The following is a 17,255-nucleotide window of genomic DNA, read 5'->3' on the forward strand; positions in this document are numbered from 1 at the left end:
CTTGTGGCCTTACTTTGCAAGCAAAGCAAGTCTTTTGACCTAACGCTTTATTCAGGCTATTGATTTTTAAGTCTGTAACTTAATTCGAACGTCGCCTAAAACTCATCAGTAATAGAAACCAATAGTAGTAGAAATCCATATGCAGCTTCAGCCTTCTTGCTTTACCTCTTTCACACAAGCCATTGATGCCTATGCCCTGCCGCAGCGTTTTACCTTTCCTTTCTATTACGAACCACATCCGCTGTGCGTGATTGCAGCCAACGAATTACAACAACACCTTGAGACTCAGCACGACTGGCAACATAACTTTGGCCTAACGGGTGAGTTAACCGGCGCCATTGGCAAGATGTTCGGGGTATTACTGGTGCAAAATGCACAGGGTGAAGTGGGCTATTTGTCGGCATTTTCGGGCAAGTTAGCTGAGCAAAACCATTGGCCGCGCTTCGTTCCACCTGTATTTGATATGCTGGCTAAGGACAATTTTTTCCACGCCGAAAACCTGCAAATCAATCAAATTAACGAACAGCTACTTACAGTAGAAAACCATCCCGACATTCCGAGGCTATCAACCGAGCTAGAAACTGAACAAGCGCAAGCGCAAGCCGAACTTGCCGCCCACAGACAAGTGATGATCGATGGCCGCCAATCTCGCAAGGCGCAGCGTAATCAACTCGCAGCCCAATTGGCTGCCAATCCGACTGATGAGACCTTGCGTGAAAACGCAATAACTGAAGCAAAGCTCAGTCAAGAAAGCATCAATGAAAAGAATCAGTTAAGATATATTAAACGCTATTGGGATGAACGTATTCATGTCATCAGCCAAGCGCTAAGCCAACTGACAGATGAGCGTGACGCGTTACGACAACAGCGCAAACGGCTCTCGGCGGCGCTGCAGCAAAAACTGTTTGAGCAGTATCGGTTTTTGAATATTAAAGGCACAGAAAAGAGCCTTAACGACATATTTAACGGTACGGTTGAGTTAACGCCACCCGCAGGCTCGGGCGAATGTGCCGCGCCTAAGTTGTTACATTACGCCTTTAAACATGGTCTTAAGCCATTAGCTATTGCCGAGTTTTGGTGGGGCGCGCCGCCGAAATCAGAAATCCGCCAGCATAAGCAGTTTTATCCTGCCTGCCTGCGAAAATGCCAACCTATTCTAGGACATATGCTCGAAGGACTCGTGGTTGATGACAACCCTCTGCTTACCAACCCCGCCGAAGGCAAAACGCTATCTATCCTCTACCAGGACGATGCGATGGCGATTGTAAATAAACCCGCCGAGTTTTTATCCGTGCCCGGCAAAGAAATTGAAGACTCAGTGTATTCGCGTATGTGCCAAACCTTTCCCCATGCCACAGGGCCGCTAATCGTCCACAGGCTCGATATGTCGACCTCGGGATTAATGGTGATCGCGCTGACAAAAGAGGCCCATAAACAGCTGCAAAAACAATTTATCCAGCGCACTGTGACTAAACGTTATGTAGCACTTTTAGCGGGAATTCCTGCGGTAATGGCAAATAAGCAGGCGACGGGTCACATCTCTTTACCCTTGCGTGGCGATTTAGACGATAGACCGAGACAACTCGTTTGCCACGAGTTTGGTAAAACTGCCGAAACCCATTGGGAATTGAGCCAACTTGATGAAATGGCACGTACAGCCCGCGTGTATCTGTATCCTAAAACAGGCAGAACCCATCAACTCAGGGTTCACTGCGCCCACTCAGAGGGGCTAGATACCCCGATTGTCGGTGACGACCTCTACGGCACTCGCGCCAATCGCCTGCATCTGCATGCGGATTTATTGATGCTTCAGCATCCCGTTACCCGTGAACGGATGCGCTTTCAGGTCGATCCTGATTTTTGAGACCTGAGTTCTGATATTGATTAACAAGGCACCCAAGGAAGAACCAAGCTTAGGGTAATATCTGTGCTTGAAGATTAAGATTTGATGCAGGCTTTTTGACCTCGATGTAAAAGCGGGCTTTTTCGGGCATAGTAATGCCTCACTCAAAACGGAATCGATAGCAGTAGTATGGGCATAGGCAATCTGGTTAAAAACATTAGCCGAAATCAATGGTTCTTATTCGCTTTGCTGAGCGCCGCCCTATTCATGAGCGCCTGTCAGCCCGCATCGGAACCGAGTGAACTCAAGACAAACCCAGATGCCAGTCATACAGCAGAAGTCACCTCTGCAACCGAAATGCCTCGTGCTCCACTCACTCAGGAAGTCTATATCTGGCAGCGCCAATGGCGCCCCGCCAATCAAACGGCATTAGTGCAAAGCCAAGGAGCATTCCAAGGATTACGCATTTTAGCACTGCAAGCACATCCAAAACCCAATGGTGCAGATATTTGGTTTGAAGTCGCGGTCAATCATGCTTGGTTGCAGGCAGATCCTAGGCCCAAAATCGCCGTGATCCGCTTAGATGGTCAGTTCGTGCATTTAAATGATGAACAAGTGATCCGTAAAATCAGCCAAGTACTGACATATTGGCAGGCAAAAGGCACGCACATAGCCGGAGTTGAAATCGATCACGACAGCGCTAGCAGCAAACTGCCCGCCTATCGGGATTTTCTTAAAAAGCTTAAAGCGCAGTTACCAGCTGACCTCAAACTCAGCATTACCGCCCTGCCCGCTTGGCTCAATAGCGCCGATTTCCCCGCATTACTCACCAATATTGATGAACTCGTGCTGCAAATTCACAGCGTGAACGACCCACGCCTCGGACTATTCGATGCCGCTCAAGGTTGGCAATGGGTGCAGCAACTCTCAAAAATCAGTACTGTGCCTTATCTTATTGCGCTTCCCGCTTACGGCTCGGCGGTCATCAGCACAGCTTCAGGTTATAAAGTGGAGAGTGAAACACCGCTGCGGGGTCAACTCAATGACCCCCATGCCGTTGAGGAACTGATGGCCGACCCGCAATTATTGCAAGCTTTTGTGCACAAACTGCAAAGCCGCACTGATGCCAAGATCAAAGGCATTATCTGGTTCAGGCTGCCGCTGGAAGGGGATAAAAGAGTCTGGCCACTCGACACCTTAATCGCCGTTGCGCAGCAAGGTAAACTTGCCGCCAAGATTGAATTAGTGATCTCAAGCGATAACGATACCCAAACGACATTAGCCACTGAAAATAAGACTAAAAACCAAGAAATCCTCAAGCCACAGCTCTTCCAACTGAGCTTAATTAATCGCGGTAATATTGCTGGTGAGATTCCCGCGACTTTGTCCCTAGCGGGACAAGCTTGCAGCGGGTATGATGCGCAAAATGGCTATCGCGTAATACAAAAAAATGGGCTGTTAATCTGGCACTGGCGAGCTGAAAATATCGCCGCATTGGCGCCGACTGACACGGCTCCAAGCGCGACGAACATGCCAATGCCGCAAGCAAACAAAGACACTCAAAAACACATGCTCAACCCTGGCGGCCAGAAAGTGATAGGCTGGGCACGTTGTGAGTCATTATATTTACAGGGAATTTATGCGCCATAAGCCAACATCATCGTCCACAATGGCAAAATCCAATCGGGCTTTTATGCTTAAAAAGACCACGCTTATCTGTTTAAGCCTATTTTCGCCAATGCTATTGGCCTGCGGCCCCGACTTCCCTTTGCAATTGACTCAGGACAGACAGAGTAATCTCAGTTATTTACCGCAAACCTCTTTCAGCCAGCAGCTTACCGCCCTCGCAAAACCTTTGCCTTGGCAGTATCAAGATGCGCCAGCTGCGCAGGAATATCTGTGGGATGAAGTGCATAGCCGTTATCTGTCACAAACTCGTGCTTTTGAAAACAGCGAATTAAGTGAAGCCCATTTGATCTTAGTGAACACACTAAGGGATGCGACAGGCCCAATCGAGGCCGAACAAATGGCCGCCAAGTTGGATAAGGATCTGCCCCAAGCGCTGACCTGGTACACCTTAGGCGCAGTGGCGTTTGAGGCAAAAGATTATGATAGAGCGAGTAACTATTTTAGCAAAATCATTAAATTACCAGAAAGCGAACGCGCATCTCGCAGCCTGTGGGCACTCTATTCGCTGTCGCGTATTGAGCTTATCTTAAGTAAAACCTCGGCGGATCCAGAGCACTTTAATCGTGCCAACGCTTACCTGACTCAATTGCAAACCGAAGTCACCCAAGGCGCCGCCGATCCTCTGCGTTTGAGCTTAGCAAGCCTGGGCGAGCAAGCCTATATTCTGCTTCACCAAGGCCAGCCGCGACCGCAAATAGCCAATCAAAGTGCAGATGATACTGAGCTGCAAATGACGCTTAACCCTGATGCACTGAATAAGGCGATTGAACTCTATGCCACCCAATCGGTGCAAGGCGATAGCGGCGGTTATGATTCCTTATTAATGTTAAGCCGCACCTTGATGGGTAAAGACATTGCTGAACTAAAACCGCTACTGCAACAGACGAGCGTGCAGCAGTTATTGATTGCCTATTGGCAAAGCAGCACCAATGAATTTGCCTACGATGGCCAGCTTTCGGAAATGGGCTCAAAGGTAGCTGAAATCCTCAAAGTGTTTCCAACCGATGGTTTACAGCTCAACCATGGCGATAAGTTAGCCGCGATTTATTACCAGCTTGGGGATTATGCCAGTGCTGAGCGCCTATTGACGCTCGCGAAACCCAGTGGCCTCACTTGGTGGCTCAACGCAAAATTACTGCTACAAAAGGGCGATCAAGCAGAGGCGGCCAAGGCCTATGCTCAGGCGGCGCGTCACTTCCCCAAACAGTCCAATGAAGCATTGGCTACAGTTGATGCCAAAGAGACTCAGCAGCAAGCCATTAATGCCGATGAAGATACAGCCACTTACTGCCGTATTCGCGCCGAGCAAGGGGTGTTATCCCTAGAGCGCGGTGAATATGTGGATGCGCTCAATCACTTACTCGCCAGCGGCGACGAGTACTGGCAAGACATCGCCTATGTGGCGGAGCGCGTGCTCACCACGGCTGAACTTAAGTTATTTATCGACGAGCATGTGCCGCTTATCGCCTTCGAATACCCTAAAGATAGCGACTGGTACGATAATATAGAACCGATTAACAATCGCTTACGCTACTTGTTAGGTCGCAGATTATTACGTGAAGGGGCTATCGCTGAAGCGCCTGCTTATTTCCCTAATCCGAATCTTAATGCCAGCGCCCTCGCCTACGGTACTGAGCTGAACGCGGCGAAAAATGCAACAGGCATAGATAGCGCTAAGGCCTATTGGGCTGCGGCAGAACTTGCCCGCCACCAAGGTATGGAAATCTTAGGGTTTGAATTAGCCCCAGATTACGCTATCTACCAAGGGGTATTCGATCTAAGCGATTGGAATGAACCGAGCAAATTGAACGAGAAAGAACAGTTGCGGTTAAGTGCAAGCCAAGCCGTTCCCGATAAACGCTTTCATTATCGTTACACGGCGGCGGAACTGGCCAACAAGGCATCGGATCATGTGCCCCACAACAGCCAAGCCTACGCCGCGCTACTCTGCCAAGCCACAGGTTGGGTATTGTATCGAGATCAAGAACTTACCCTACGCTACTACAAAAAATACGTCGCCAACGGCCCCTTTGTGCCTTGGGCCGAAAACTTTGGTTTGCAGTGTGAAGCCCCCGATTTTTACGGTGCAGTAAAACGAGCGCAAGCCAATGAAATTGCAGAATGGAACGCCCTGTACCATAAGCTGAAAAAGCCCGTTGTATTTGGCGTATTAGCCATCACGGGCTTATTGGGTGTGTGGTGGATGCGTAGAAGAAAGACTAAAAATAACTAACCATTCAGGTCTTTCTCTCTTAACGTCGATATGATGAAAAGAGAGAAAGACGCATACCGCTTTACTTGTTCACGCAGTTAATCACGTCACCCTGCAAATAACCGTGCACATTCGCCACGGCAATATTGAGTAGACTTTGTCTCGCTTCCTTAGTCGCCCACGCATTATGGGGACTAATGCTGATATTCGGCGCATGCAACAAGGGATTATCCGCACTGGGCGGCTCGGTCGATAACACATCGACACCGGCAAATAAGCGGTTTTGCGAAAGCGCTGCTGCAAGCGCGGCCTCATCAATTAATCCACCGCGCGCCGTATTAATAAGCAGCGCATTAGGCTTCATCAAGGCTAGTGCTTGCAGATTGATAAATTGCTCAGTCTCAGGGGTAAGCGGGCAATGCAGCGAGATAATATCTGATTCGCTCAGCACAGTATCACGCGGTACCCAAGTGGCACCTTGGGGCAAGTCTTTGATAACTGAACGCGTATTGACGAGCACTTTCATCCCGAATGCAAGGGCGAGCGTCCCAACCTGCTGGCCAATATCACCGTAACCTATTAAGCCTAAAGTCTTGCCTTTTAAGGATTGCAGCGGCATTAAGGTGAAACAAAAATCTTGGCAGTTCACCCACTGACCATCAACCACCGCTTGATGATGGGCAGCCACGGCTTGGGTGTGATGCAGTATATGGGCAAACACCATCTGCGCTACGGCATCGGGCGCATAGGCGGGTACATTCGTAACCACTATGCCTTGCGCTTTAGCTGCCGCGATATCAACAACGTTAGTGCCCGTTGCCAATACACCTATATATTTAAGTGCGGGAAGTTGCGCCAGAGTCTTAGCATTAAGCGGCGTTTTATTGGTGAGAATGATCTCAGCGCCTTGGGCACGCGCGACAATATCGGCGCCCGCAGTGCGGGAGAAACACGTAAACTCGCCTAGTTCAGTCAAGGATTGCCAACTGAGATCGCCAGGATTTAAAGTTTCGCCATCGAGTACTACTATCTTCATGTCGCTAAATCTCCTTTTAAAACGATGTGTTAGTGCTAAAAGCTGACTTTGAGCCCAAGGTTAGCCTGCGCCTGCCACATCACATCCGACGTAATGTGCCATAGGCATTCATCTTCATTGCAAAACAACGAACTGTCGCTGTTGATAAACGTCGCGTAACCGCGGATATCTGCAAACAAACCAAAGTGTTGAGTGACTTGATACTCTACCCCACCGCCAATCCCCATAGAGAAACGCGTTTCACTCGACCAAGCGTCGGGCAACATGCGGGTTATCCCCGCACTTGCGGTGACGTAGGGTCGAATATCGCCACGGGGGAAATATAAAGTGCCGCCTAAGTGGATGTAATCTAAGTCTAACGAGGTAAGACGATCGGGCGTAAACAAGCCGCCACTTTTGAGTTCAGAGGCTTGGTGACTGTATAAAAGATAAATATTACCGGGATCATTCGTGGCAATGCCCAGCATCAGGCCGTAATGGCTTGATTCCTCGACCTTCACATTTTTCTTGTCGCCCGTTTGATCTGCGTTGACGTCAACTTGATTAACATCAAATTGACCGCCACCCAGACTATAACCGCCAAAAGGTGCGACAAACACCTCAGCCTGCGCGGACATAGTCACAGGTAACAAACTCGCCAACAGCAACAGGCAATGCGTGTGTTTCATAATGAATTCCTTATCTTTTATACAATCCAAAGCAATCAAGACTAACGCATACCGCGCTCAGACTTGACTCTATCATAGGCTGCTTGAATATCCTGAGCCTTACGATTTGCCAACTCCATCATTTCCGGTGGCAGGCCTTTAGCGACTAACTTATCGGGATGATGTTCGTTCATCAACTTACGGTAAGCTCGCTTAACTTCTTGGTCGCTGGCCTCGTTAGTAATCCCCAGCAAACTGTAGGCATCGGTAATCGATGTTTTGTTGCCACTTGAGGTCTGATGAAAGCGAAACTCCGCTTGCCAGCGCTTCAGTAACTCATCTAACTGCGCTCGACCATAACCTAACTCTTGGGCAATCGTCATCAAGATAGCGTGTTCAGCGGGATCCAGTTCACCATCGGACAATGCCGTTTGGATCTGAATTTCGATGAACATCTGCACTAACTCTTTGCGTCCCATGGTAATAACGCGGAAAGCTTGTAGGCTGCTGCGTAGATCAAAATCCGCCGATTTCCCCTCGCGAAACGCCTGCTGCGCTTCTTTACGGGCTTCACCGGTTAAGCGCATTTGATCCATCAACAGGGTCGCGATGCGAATATCGGTTTCAGTCACCTGTCCCGACGCTTTCGCCACATGCCCCATCACCGCAAAGGTGGTATTGAAGAAGATCGCTTGGCGATTCTTAGCCTGCCCTAGCACTTGTCGAAACCCCACGCCCGAAGCCACGCGCTTATCATAAAGATGACCGAGCCACAAACCTAGCAGTGCACCAAAAATACGGCCGAACATAAAGCCAATGACAAATCCAAAAAACTTACCCCAAAGCCGCATCTTATTTCCTGATTTCTATTATGTATTTGATGTGTCAGCGAAATCCTATGGATAAGCCAACACAGATATTTAGGTATTGCTTTGTAATCTAAGTTCGAGCCCTTGCAAGCGTGCTATCGTGCCAACATCGCACCAAAGCCCGTGAAACAGCGCGCCACTGACTCGGCCTTGAGCCATTTGTGCTCTAAGCAACGGACCGAGTGCAAACGCGCCCTGCGGCGTGTGATTAAACAGCGACGGCCGATAAATGCCCATGCCAGAGAAAGTGTGCTTAGTCTCACCAAGCTCCTGCACTCGATTGCCACTCAAGGCGAAATCCCCCTGCGGATGCTGCTCAGGATTAGGCACTAGCCACAAATGAGCGAGCGTATCGGCAGCAAGCTGCGTGATTGGCGGTAAGGCATCGATAAACACATCACCATTAATGACCAAAAAGGGTTCATCGCTTTCCCCCTCACACAATAAAGGCAAAGCCCGTTTAATGCCGCCGCCGGTTTCAAGCGCACTCTCTTCGGCGCTATAGCGAATTCGCACCCCAAAAGCGCTGCCATCGCCCAGCGCCTCGACTAATTTATGCCCTAGCCAAGCATGGTTGATGACGATATCGACTATGCCTAACGCGGCGAGTTTTTCAATATGGTAAACAATCAACGGTTTACCTAATACTGGCACCATAGGTTTAGGCATATTATCCGTTAACGGCCGTAACCTCTCACCTCGTCCGGCGGCCAAGATCATGGCTTTCATTGCTTAACCTCAGATAAAGACTGGCTAGCTGCAAACGCAGGCAACACGCGACGAGTCAACCAGTGTGCAAATGACACGAGTTCGGGATACTGGATGGCAATGTCGACAATATACGTTAATGTCAGTGGAATATCCGCCATATACGCAGGTTTACTGTCACGATAATTTAACCGTGCAAAAATCCCCACCGCCTTGATATGACGCTGCAAGCCCATGAGATCAAACCAAGTTTGATATTGTTCCATAGTAGCCAGTGCGGGAATGAAGCCTAGCGCGAGTGCTTGCTGATAATGGTACTGCATCAAGTCTGCGACTAACGGCTGCGGCCAACGAATATAACAATCACGCAATAGTGATACCGCGTCGTAAGTCACAGGGCCGACGACAGCATCCTGAAAATCAATCACACACAATTTGCCTGCTTGCAGCATAAGATTGCGGCTATGGAAATCCCTGTGCATCCCCACACTAGGCTGAGATAGCGCATTGTCGACAAGCAGATCGAAGCTATCGCTTAGCATTTGCAGCTCTGACTCGTCCAATGACAAATTAAGATGAGTGCCGAGTAGCCACTCAGTAAAGATGTGCAATTCACGGCGAACAAAGGCTTCATCGTACAGCGGTAAGGACTGAACTAGGCCGCTATCAAGATGCTGACTTGCAACCACAGAAGCCACTTGCGGCAGTAAATCGAGCGCCTGACGATAATAGTCAGCCACGTTTTGCACGTTAAGCACTGATAACAACTGGGTATCGCCTAAGTCGCTCATCAGCATAAAACCTTGAGCAGCGTCGGCATGGATCACTTTTGGAACTGTCAATCCCACGGCGGCATAGGCATTAGATAAAGCGATAAAGGGTGCGATAGGCACCAGTTGTGGCGGTGAATCGGCGGCGATAAAGGTGGCATCGGGCGTCGTGATCCGAAAGTAACGTCTAAAACTTGCGTCACCGGAAATCAATATCGGTGTCACCTCATCGGAAAAATATGCATTCAGCCACTGATTTAGGGAAAGAAATCTCGGATCGGATAAAGTCATTTCATGGCTCTTAAAGAAAAATTGCTTTATTATAGCTGGCATATAATTTGGAAACAGCTAAGAAATTGAGAGATTTATTAAGCGGTGTTGCGTTTGTAAATTGCAACTTTCCCCATCCATACTTGTCCAGAATAAGAAATCATAATTACTGACCTAAAGATGCAGATCCGATACCTTCTGGCCCTGAGCCTGTTACCGCAAATAGTCCTGGCAGACGACTCTCCAACCGCTTCGGCATCTCAATGCTTAATCGAACCGCCAGTACCCCGTATCGTATCTCAAACCCAAGGGATGAGTGCGGCTGAACTCAACAAAATTCGTATCACGTCTGATAATACCAATGCCGAAATGGGCAAACAGGCGATTTTCCGTGGTGATGTGCTTTTTAGCCAAGGCGATAGACACATAGCGGCCGATGAGGCGATTTTAGATCAAGCGACCGAACAGTTTGATGCCAATGGTAATTTAGTCTTCCAAGACAGTAACTTCACTGTTACCGCCGAGTCACTACAAGCCCAAATGCGCTCCAATCGTGCCACCCTTAAAGGGGCGCAATATTGGCTGCATGGACAACAGGTCCATGGCGATGCAGAAAAGCTGCAAATTACCATCAATAACAATTTAATTTTAACCAATACTAACTTTACCACTTGTCCACCCGACAATGTCTCTTGGCTGCTCGAAGCCGAGAAAATCAAGATTAACAGTGAAGAAGAATGGGGCGAAATTTGGAATGCCAAGTTAAGAGTCGGCGGCGTGCCTGTATTCTACATTCCCTACATGACAGTGCCGGTTTCTGATAAACGTAAGTCGGGTTTCCTCTACCCCAGCTTTAGCACCAGTACCACCAATGGCGTCGAATTTTCTGCGCCCTATTACTGGAACATTGCCCCTGAATATGATTTAACCTTTACACCTAACTATATGTCTAACCGTGGTTTATTCACTAAGACTGAGTTTGGTTATTTAGCAGGCGAGGCTCAAAAAGGTCGAGTCAATTTTGAATATCTAGGCAACGATCAATTGATCAGTGGCAGCCCTAATCGCTACCTGTATAACTGGCAACATCAAGGGTCAATCGACAAGAATTGGCGGGTATTAGCTAATTTTACCGACGTGTCAGACAACAACTATTTCAATGACTTAAAGTCGGATGTTAACCGTGCTACCGACAACCAATTGTCGCGCATAGGTGAAATCAGCTACTTCGAAAGTAACTGGGATATCAGCACCAGAGTCCAAGATATTAAAGTACTCGGTGAAGATGAAAAACCGTATCAGGTGATGCCTCAGGTCAACTTTAACTATCGCGCCGCCGATTTCTGGAACAATTTAGATTTTGGCTTTAATTCAGAACTGACGAATTTTTCCCATCAAGATAATGATGTGAACACAGCGACGCGTTTACATATGGCGCCGAGCGTGACCCTGCCAATTCACGGGCCTTCGGGTTCGCTCACCAGCCAAGTGAAGTTAATGCAGACTAATTATTGGCAACAGAATAACAATCCTAATGAAGAACTAGACGACACAGTAAGCCGTACCATTCCGCAGGTACGGATTAATGGTCAGATTAACTTCGAGCGTTTTACTGAGCTTTTCGATGAAAACTATCGCCAAACGCTGGAACCGCAATTCCAATATCTTTATGTTGGCTACGAAGACCAACGCAGCATAGGAATTTATGATACGGCCCAATTACAGGATGACTATTTTGGTCTATTCCGTGATCGCCGTTTCTCGGGGCTAGATCGTATTTCCGATGCGAACCAAGTCACACTAGGTGTTACCACGCGTATCTTTGATAGTCATAACCAAGAGGCGACTAAATTCAGCCTAGGGCAAATTTTTTACCTGCAAGACAGTAAAGTCGGCTACGAAGACAATATTTTTGAATCAAATCAATCGACATCTGTACTCGCTGCCGAGTTAGATACCCGTTTGACGAATGATTGGTATATGGGTGCGGCGATTCAATACGACACCAACACCAGTGAAAATAAAAAAACAGAAGTCACCTTAGATTTCAGACCCGAAGCGAACAAATTGCTGCAATTTAGCTATCGCTACGTCCCCGATTTATTGAACTCCAATACCAATGATACTGTGAACATCTCCCAAGCGGGTGTTCGTGGCGCTTGGCCCATCAGTGACGATCTCTACTTCGTGGGTAATTGGTATTATGACTTAAACGAAAGCCGCAGCATTGAAACCTACACAGGTATTCAATACGAATCATGTTGTTATGCGGTGCGATTTAGTTATCACTACCGCATTAAAACTAACTATGACGACAACATAGGCTCTTCTGCTATCGACTCGCGTGAGCAGTTTGAAAGCGGCTTCTACCTGAATTTAGTCATTAAAGGACTCGGTGGTTCTGGCCCATTAGGCGTAACCGACATGCTCAATGACGGCCTGTTTAACTACAGAAAACCGCTTTATCTGAGGAATTAGCAAAGAATTGTGATAGATTGCTGAACCTCAACAAGGACTGAGAGTCCAAACAGGTTAATGAGTGCTTTATCGTTTGCCTTTTGCTAACGCTAATAAAAGCGGATCTTAAGGTTTAACCATGCACTCAAATGCATCGCCAAAAAATTACATTAGGGCAACTCGCTGTAATTTCGATATAAATGGTAAAGTTATTTCAATTAAGCCGTCGAACCTGACCTTAGAACGTGCCAAGGATTTTGTGGATGAAACCCAGTAAACATCTGATTTTTGCTTTATTTGCACTCGCTATCAGCCAACCTACATTGGCCGCACCTCAGCCGCTCGACCGCGTTGCTGTCCAAATTAACGACGGCATAGTGCTCGAAAGTGAAATCACTAACATGATTGACACTGTTAAAGCCAATGCCAAAACGGCAAACCAATCGTTACCTTCTGACAGTGCCCTGCGTACTCAGGTGATTGAACGTTTGATCTTGACCCGTTTACAACTGCAAATGGCAGATCGTATTGGCCTGCATATTGGTGACTTACAATTAGACCAAGCGATTGAAAACATCGCACGCGAACAAAAAATATCTGTGGCGCAGATGCAACAGAAAATTGAAAGCGAAGGGTTAAGCTTCAGCCAATACCGCGAGCAGTTGCGCGAAGAAATCACCTTAGGTGAAATTCAACGTATTCAAGTACAACGTCGTATCCAAGTGTCACCACAGGAAATTACTAGCCTAGTCAAACTCATCCAAGAACAAGGGATGAAAGATGTGGAATACCAAATTGGCCACATCCTGATTGACGTGCCAAATAATCCTACCAGTGAACAACTGGAATCCTCGAGCAAACGTGCCAATATCGTTTTGGAGCGTTTAAAGAGTGGTGAAGATTTCCGTCGTACCGCTATCGCATCTTCTTCGGGCCCTAAAGCACTCGAAGGCGGTATTTGGGACTACATGAACATCAACGAAATGCCAACCCTGTTCGCCGAAGTGATCAACGGTGCGAAAACGGGTGACATTATCGGCCCGATTAAGAGTGGCGCAGGTTTCCATATTATTAAGATCATGGATGCTCGCGGCCTACAAACCAAAGAAATCGAAGAAGTTAGAGCGCGCCACATTTTGCTCAAGCCATCGCCGATCCTGTCAGAAGACCGCGCTAAAGCCATGCTTGAGCAATTCCTGAAGCAAATCCGCTCAGGTGAAGCTAAGTTTGAAGACCTAGCGCGTCAGTACTCAGAAGACCCTGGTTCGGCCACAAAAGGTGGTGAATTAGGTTGGGCAGAACCAAGCATTTACGTACCTGAGTTTGCTCAAACGCTCAACAGTTTGAAAAACGACCAAATTAGTGAGCCATTCCGTACGACTCACGGTTGGCATATCACTCAGTTAGAAGAACGCAGAAAAACCGACGCCACGGATCAGTTCAATAGCAACCGTGCGCACCAGTTGATCTTCCGTCGCAAATTTAACGAAGAACTGCAAAACTGGCTAGACGAAATGCGTTCAGACGCATACATTGAAATCTTCCAGCCAGAGACCAATCGAGGTTAATTCTAATTGAGCACTAAACGTATTGCCGTTACCCCAGGCGAACCCGCAGGTATTGGCCCCGATTTAGTCGTACAACTCGCTCAGCAGGCTTGGTCTGCTGAGTTAGTCGTTTGTGCGGATCCAGAATTACTTGCGAGCCGTGCGAAACGACTCGGTTTGCAAGTGACTTTCCGCCCTTACCAGCCAAATCAAGCTCCTAAGCCACAAGAAGCGGGCACATTAACCATAGCGCCCTTTAAGTTGGTGAGCGAATCGATTTGCGGTCAGCTCGATGAGCAAAACAGCACTTATGTAGTTGAAACCTTGCGTTATGCGGGCGAGAAAAACATGAGCGGCGAGTTTGATGCTGTCGTGACAGGCCCAGTGCATAAAGGCATTATCAATCAAGCAGGTATTTCCTTTAGTGGCCATACTGAGTTTTTTGCCCATCAAGCAAATTGCCCCGATGTAGTGATGATGCTGGCAACGCCGGGTTTGCAAGTGGCACTCGTGACCACCCATATTCCTCTGGCCTATGTTGCAAAAGCCATAACACGCCAACGCTTACAGCATATTATCAAGATTCTACATGCTGATCTCATCAGTAAATTTGGCATAGTTTCACCGAAAATTTATGTCTGTGGTCTCAATCCACACGCAGGTGAAGACGGCCATTTAGGGCATGAAGAAATCGACGTGATTATTCCTGCACTCAACGAGTTGCGAGAAGAGTTCCAGATGAATATTGTCGGCCCATTACCGGCCGACACCCTGTTCCAACCTAAATATTTACAGGACGCCGATGTCGTCTTGGCCATGTACCATGACCAAGGACTTCCCGTTCTCAAGTCACAAGGATTTGGCAAATCGGTAAACATCACCTTAGGTTTACCTTATATTCGTACCTCGGTTGACCACGGTACGGCGCTCGATCTCGCGGGTACAGGCAAGGCCGATATTGGCAGTTTTGTCTGTGCTCTGAATAAAGCCATTGAGTTATCCTCAAAGAACTAAACGATTACATTATTAATGAGCAACAAAGTACATTTAGGCCACACGGCCAGAAAGCGATTCGGACAAAACTTCCTTACCGACGGCAATGTGATTGACCGCATTGTGGGTGCAATTGCACCCGATAATCACCATGTGATGGTCGAAATCGGCCCTGGCCTTGGTGCCTTAACTGAACCTGTAGCCGATGCTGTGGATAATCTGACTGTCGTCGAACTCGACCGCGATCTGGTTGAACGCTTACATCAACACCCAGTCCTTAAAAATAAACTGACTATTCACCAAGGTGATGCACTGCAGTTTGATTTTGGCCAACTGAGTGTGCCTGGCAAAAAAATGAAAGTGTTCGGTAACTTACCTTACAACATTTCAACGCCGCTGATGTTCCACCTGTTCGAATTTGCCGAACAGATTGAAACCATGCACTTTATGCTACAAAAAGAAGTGGTACTGCGTTTATCGGCAAGCCCAGGCTGTAAAGCCTATGGCCGTTTAACTGTCATGGCACAATACTTCTGCCAAGTGGTTCCGGTTCTCGAAGTGCCGCCCCACAGCTTTACCCCTGCGCCTAAAGTGGACTCAGCAGTCGTACGGTTATTGCCATACGCTGTAAAGCCGTTCCCTTGCAAAGATGTGACCGTACTACGTCACCTTTGTACTACGGCGTTCAACATGCGTCGTAAGACTCTGCGTAATAACTTAAAGCACATGTTATCTGACGATGAGTTCGAGCAATTAGGGATTGACTCAAGTCAACGCCCAGAGCAGATTAGCGTGCAACAGTATGTTGCTATGGCTAACATGGTTTGCGATAAGAAAGCATAAATATGTCTGGGCACTTAGGTGCCCTTTAACCAGAGCCTAGGAACAAGAATGAGCGCATTGGACACCTCCATTCGGGTTGAAGTTAAAACTGAATATATAGAGCAGCAGTCCTCGCCCGAGGATGAAAAATACCTCTTCAGCTATACCATCACTATCATCAATTTAGGTGAGCAGGCGGCTAAACTCGAAACCCGTCACTGGATAATCACAGATGCCAATGGCAATACCAGTGAAGTCCAAGGCGCCGGAGTTGTCGGTGAAACACCAACCATAGCGCCAAATGCCGCCTATCAATACACCAGTGGCACAGTGCTCGATACACCCCTTGGCATAATGCATGGCACTTATGGTATGGTCAGCGAATCGGGTGAGCATTTCCAAGCGACGATCCGTCCCTTCCGTTTAGCGACCCCAGGCTTACTACATTAATATCGTTAGGAAAGGGGTACTGTGGCGCATTATTTTGTTGGTGATATTCAAGGCTGTTTCGCTGAATTACAAAAATTACTCGCTAAGGTCGATTTTAATCCCTCCCGTGATGAACTCTGGGCTGTAGGTGATCTTGTTGCTCGCGGACCAGATTCCTTAGCTACACTGCGCTTTTTTCGTTCTTTAGGTGATTCCGCTAAAACGGTTTTAGGCAATCACGATCTCCACTTAATGGCGTTACACGGCAAGCTCAAACGCGCTAAGCCCAGCGATAATTTAACTGAAATTCTTGAATCGCCCGATATTTCAGCCTCAATTGACTGGCTGAGACAGCAACCCCTAATGCGTGAATTACCCGAGCACCAACTCATCATGAGTCATGCGGGTGTACCACCGCAGTGGTCGCTTGAAGTATTAAGAGAAGAAGCCGCACTCGTCAGTTGCGCACTCAAACAAGATGATTATCTTGAGGCACTGATAGCCCAAATGTATTCGGATAGTGCCGAACAATGGGACCCAAGTGCAATTGGCATAGAGCGCCTACGTTACTGCATCAACGCATTAACACGCATGCGCTACCTCTATGTCGATGGCCGACTCGATTTTGACTGTAAACAACCTCCTGAAAACTGTACTAATCCACAACTCAAACCTTGGTTTGAGTTTGCTTCGCCCCTGCGCCAGAGTCACACCTTGGTTTTCGGCCATTGGGCAGCACTGATGGGCAATATCGGCGATACTAAATTAAAGGCTTTAGATACAGGTTGTTGCTGGGGTGAACACTTAACCCTATGGCATCTTGAAAAAGACCAAAAAATTACCCAAAAAAAGTTAAAAAAGAGTTAAACTAAAACAGCTTAAAGTCGATAACAGACTGAGCCGCCTAACCCTGAAATCGCCCTGTTTTCATTTGGAAAAATATAATAAAAATCGGAGTATCCT

General features: G+C 47.7%; 14 protein-coding genes. 9 read left to right on the forward strand and 5 right to left on the reverse strand.

The annotated features are described in order from the left end of the window. Window positions 1-139 precede the first annotated feature (139 nt). The 3 genes from Q4Q50_RS07590 to Q4Q50_RS07600 all read left to right on the forward strand — a co-directional run bounded on the left by Q4Q50_RS07590 (window position 140) and on the right by Q4Q50_RS07600 (window position 5,765). Window positions 140-1,864, forward strand: coding sequence for an RluA family pseudouridine synthase (locus Q4Q50_RS07590; protein ID WP_311898948.1), 1,725 nt, complete (start codon window positions 140-142; stop codon window positions 1,862-1,864). Window positions 1,865-2,032: 168 nt separating this feature from the next. Beyond that, window positions 2,033-3,493: a DUF3142 domain-containing protein gene (locus Q4Q50_RS07595; RefSeq protein WP_311898949.1), complete on the forward strand. Its 1,461-nt coding sequence runs from the start codon at window positions 2,033-2,035 to the stop codon at window positions 3,491-3,493. After that, complete coding sequence (locus tag Q4Q50_RS07600) at window positions 3,483-5,765, forward strand: hypothetical protein (RefSeq protein ID WP_311898950.1); 2,283 nt, start codon at window positions 3,483-3,485, stop codon at window positions 5,763-5,765. The genes Q4Q50_RS07595 and Q4Q50_RS07600 overlap by 11 nt, the downstream gene beginning before the upstream one ends. A gap of 61 nt (window positions 5,766-5,826) precedes the next feature. Here the strand turns inward: Q4Q50_RS07600 and Q4Q50_RS07605 are convergent, their stop codons facing one another. From Q4Q50_RS07605 to Q4Q50_RS07625, 5 genes are all read right to left on the reverse strand, one after another. Further along, window positions 5,827-6,780, reverse strand: a complete 954-nt coding sequence (locus Q4Q50_RS07605; RefSeq protein WP_311898951.1) for a D-2-hydroxyacid dehydrogenase — start codon at window positions 6,778-6,780, stop codon at window positions 5,827-5,829. Window positions 6,781-6,815: 35 nt separating this feature from the next. Next, the gene (locus tag Q4Q50_RS07610; protein WP_311898952.1) at window positions 6,816-7,448 is read right to left on the reverse strand and encodes a porin family protein; all 633 of its coding nucleotides are present in this window, start codon (window positions 7,446-7,448) and stop codon (window positions 6,816-6,818) included. A 41-nt stretch (window positions 7,449-7,489) separates the two neighbouring features. Continuing rightward, on the reverse strand, window positions 7,490-8,278 hold the full coding sequence (djlA, locus tag Q4Q50_RS07615) for a co-chaperone DjlA (protein WP_311898953.1): 789 nt from the start codon (window positions 8,276-8,278) through the stop codon (window positions 7,490-7,492). A 69-nt stretch (window positions 8,279-8,347) separates the two neighbouring features. Beyond that, window positions 8,348-9,025 (reverse strand): N-acetylmuramate alpha-1-phosphate uridylyltransferase MurU, encoded by a 678-nt coding sequence (gene murU, locus Q4Q50_RS07620; RefSeq protein WP_311898954.1) that lies wholly within the window; start codon window positions 9,023-9,025, stop codon window positions 8,348-8,350. Beyond that, window positions 9,022-10,065, reverse strand: coding sequence for an aminoglycoside phosphotransferase family protein (locus Q4Q50_RS07625; RefSeq protein WP_311898955.1), 1,044 nt, complete (start codon window positions 10,063-10,065; stop codon window positions 9,022-9,024). The genes murU and Q4Q50_RS07625 overlap by 4 nt, the downstream gene beginning before the upstream one ends. Window positions 10,066-10,224: 159 nt before the next feature. Between Q4Q50_RS07625 and lptD the strand changes: the two genes are divergently transcribed. The 6 genes from lptD to Q4Q50_RS07655 all read left to right on the forward strand — a co-directional run bounded on the left by lptD (window position 10,225) and on the right by Q4Q50_RS07655 (window position 17,159). Continuing rightward, on the forward strand, window positions 10,225-12,522 hold the full coding sequence (gene lptD / locus Q4Q50_RS07630) for an LPS assembly protein LptD (RefSeq protein WP_311898956.1): 2,298 nt from the start codon (window positions 10,225-10,227) through the stop codon (window positions 12,520-12,522). A 242-nt stretch (window positions 12,523-12,764) separates the two neighbouring features. Continuing rightward, complete coding sequence (gene surA, locus Q4Q50_RS07635) at window positions 12,765-14,069, forward strand: peptidylprolyl isomerase SurA (RefSeq protein ID WP_311898957.1); 1,305 nt, start codon at window positions 12,765-12,767, stop codon at window positions 14,067-14,069. A 6-nt stretch (window positions 14,070-14,075) separates the two neighbouring features. Next, window positions 14,076-15,062 carry a 4-hydroxythreonine-4-phosphate dehydrogenase PdxA gene (gene pdxA / locus Q4Q50_RS07640; RefSeq protein ID WP_311898958.1) on the forward strand — a complete coding sequence of 329 codons (987 nt, stop codon included), beginning with the start codon at window positions 14,076-14,078 and terminating at the stop codon, window positions 15,060-15,062. A gap of 15 nt (window positions 15,063-15,077) precedes the next feature. Then, window positions 15,078-15,884, forward strand: coding sequence for a 16S rRNA (adenine(1518)-N(6)/adenine(1519)-N(6))-dimethyltransferase RsmA (gene rsmA, locus Q4Q50_RS07645; RefSeq protein WP_028761527.1), 807 nt, complete (start codon window positions 15,078-15,080; stop codon window positions 15,882-15,884). A 48-nt stretch (window positions 15,885-15,932) separates the two neighbouring features. Further along, a complete protein-coding gene (gene apaG, locus Q4Q50_RS07650; RefSeq protein ID WP_311898959.1) occupies window positions 15,933-16,313 on the forward strand; it encodes a Co2+/Mg2+ efflux facilitator ApaG/CorD in 381 nt (126 codons plus the stop codon). A gap of 21 nt (window positions 16,314-16,334) precedes the next feature. Further along, complete coding sequence (locus Q4Q50_RS07655; RefSeq protein ID WP_259522827.1) at window positions 16,335-17,159, forward strand: symmetrical bis(5'-nucleosyl)-tetraphosphatase; 825 nt, start codon at window positions 16,335-16,337, stop codon at window positions 17,157-17,159. Window positions 17,160-17,255 lie beyond the last annotated feature (96 nt).

This window comes from Shewanella scandinavica, assembly GCF_031932065.1.
GTDB lineage: Bacteria > Pseudomonadota > Gammaproteobacteria > Enterobacterales > Shewanellaceae > Shewanella > Shewanella baltica.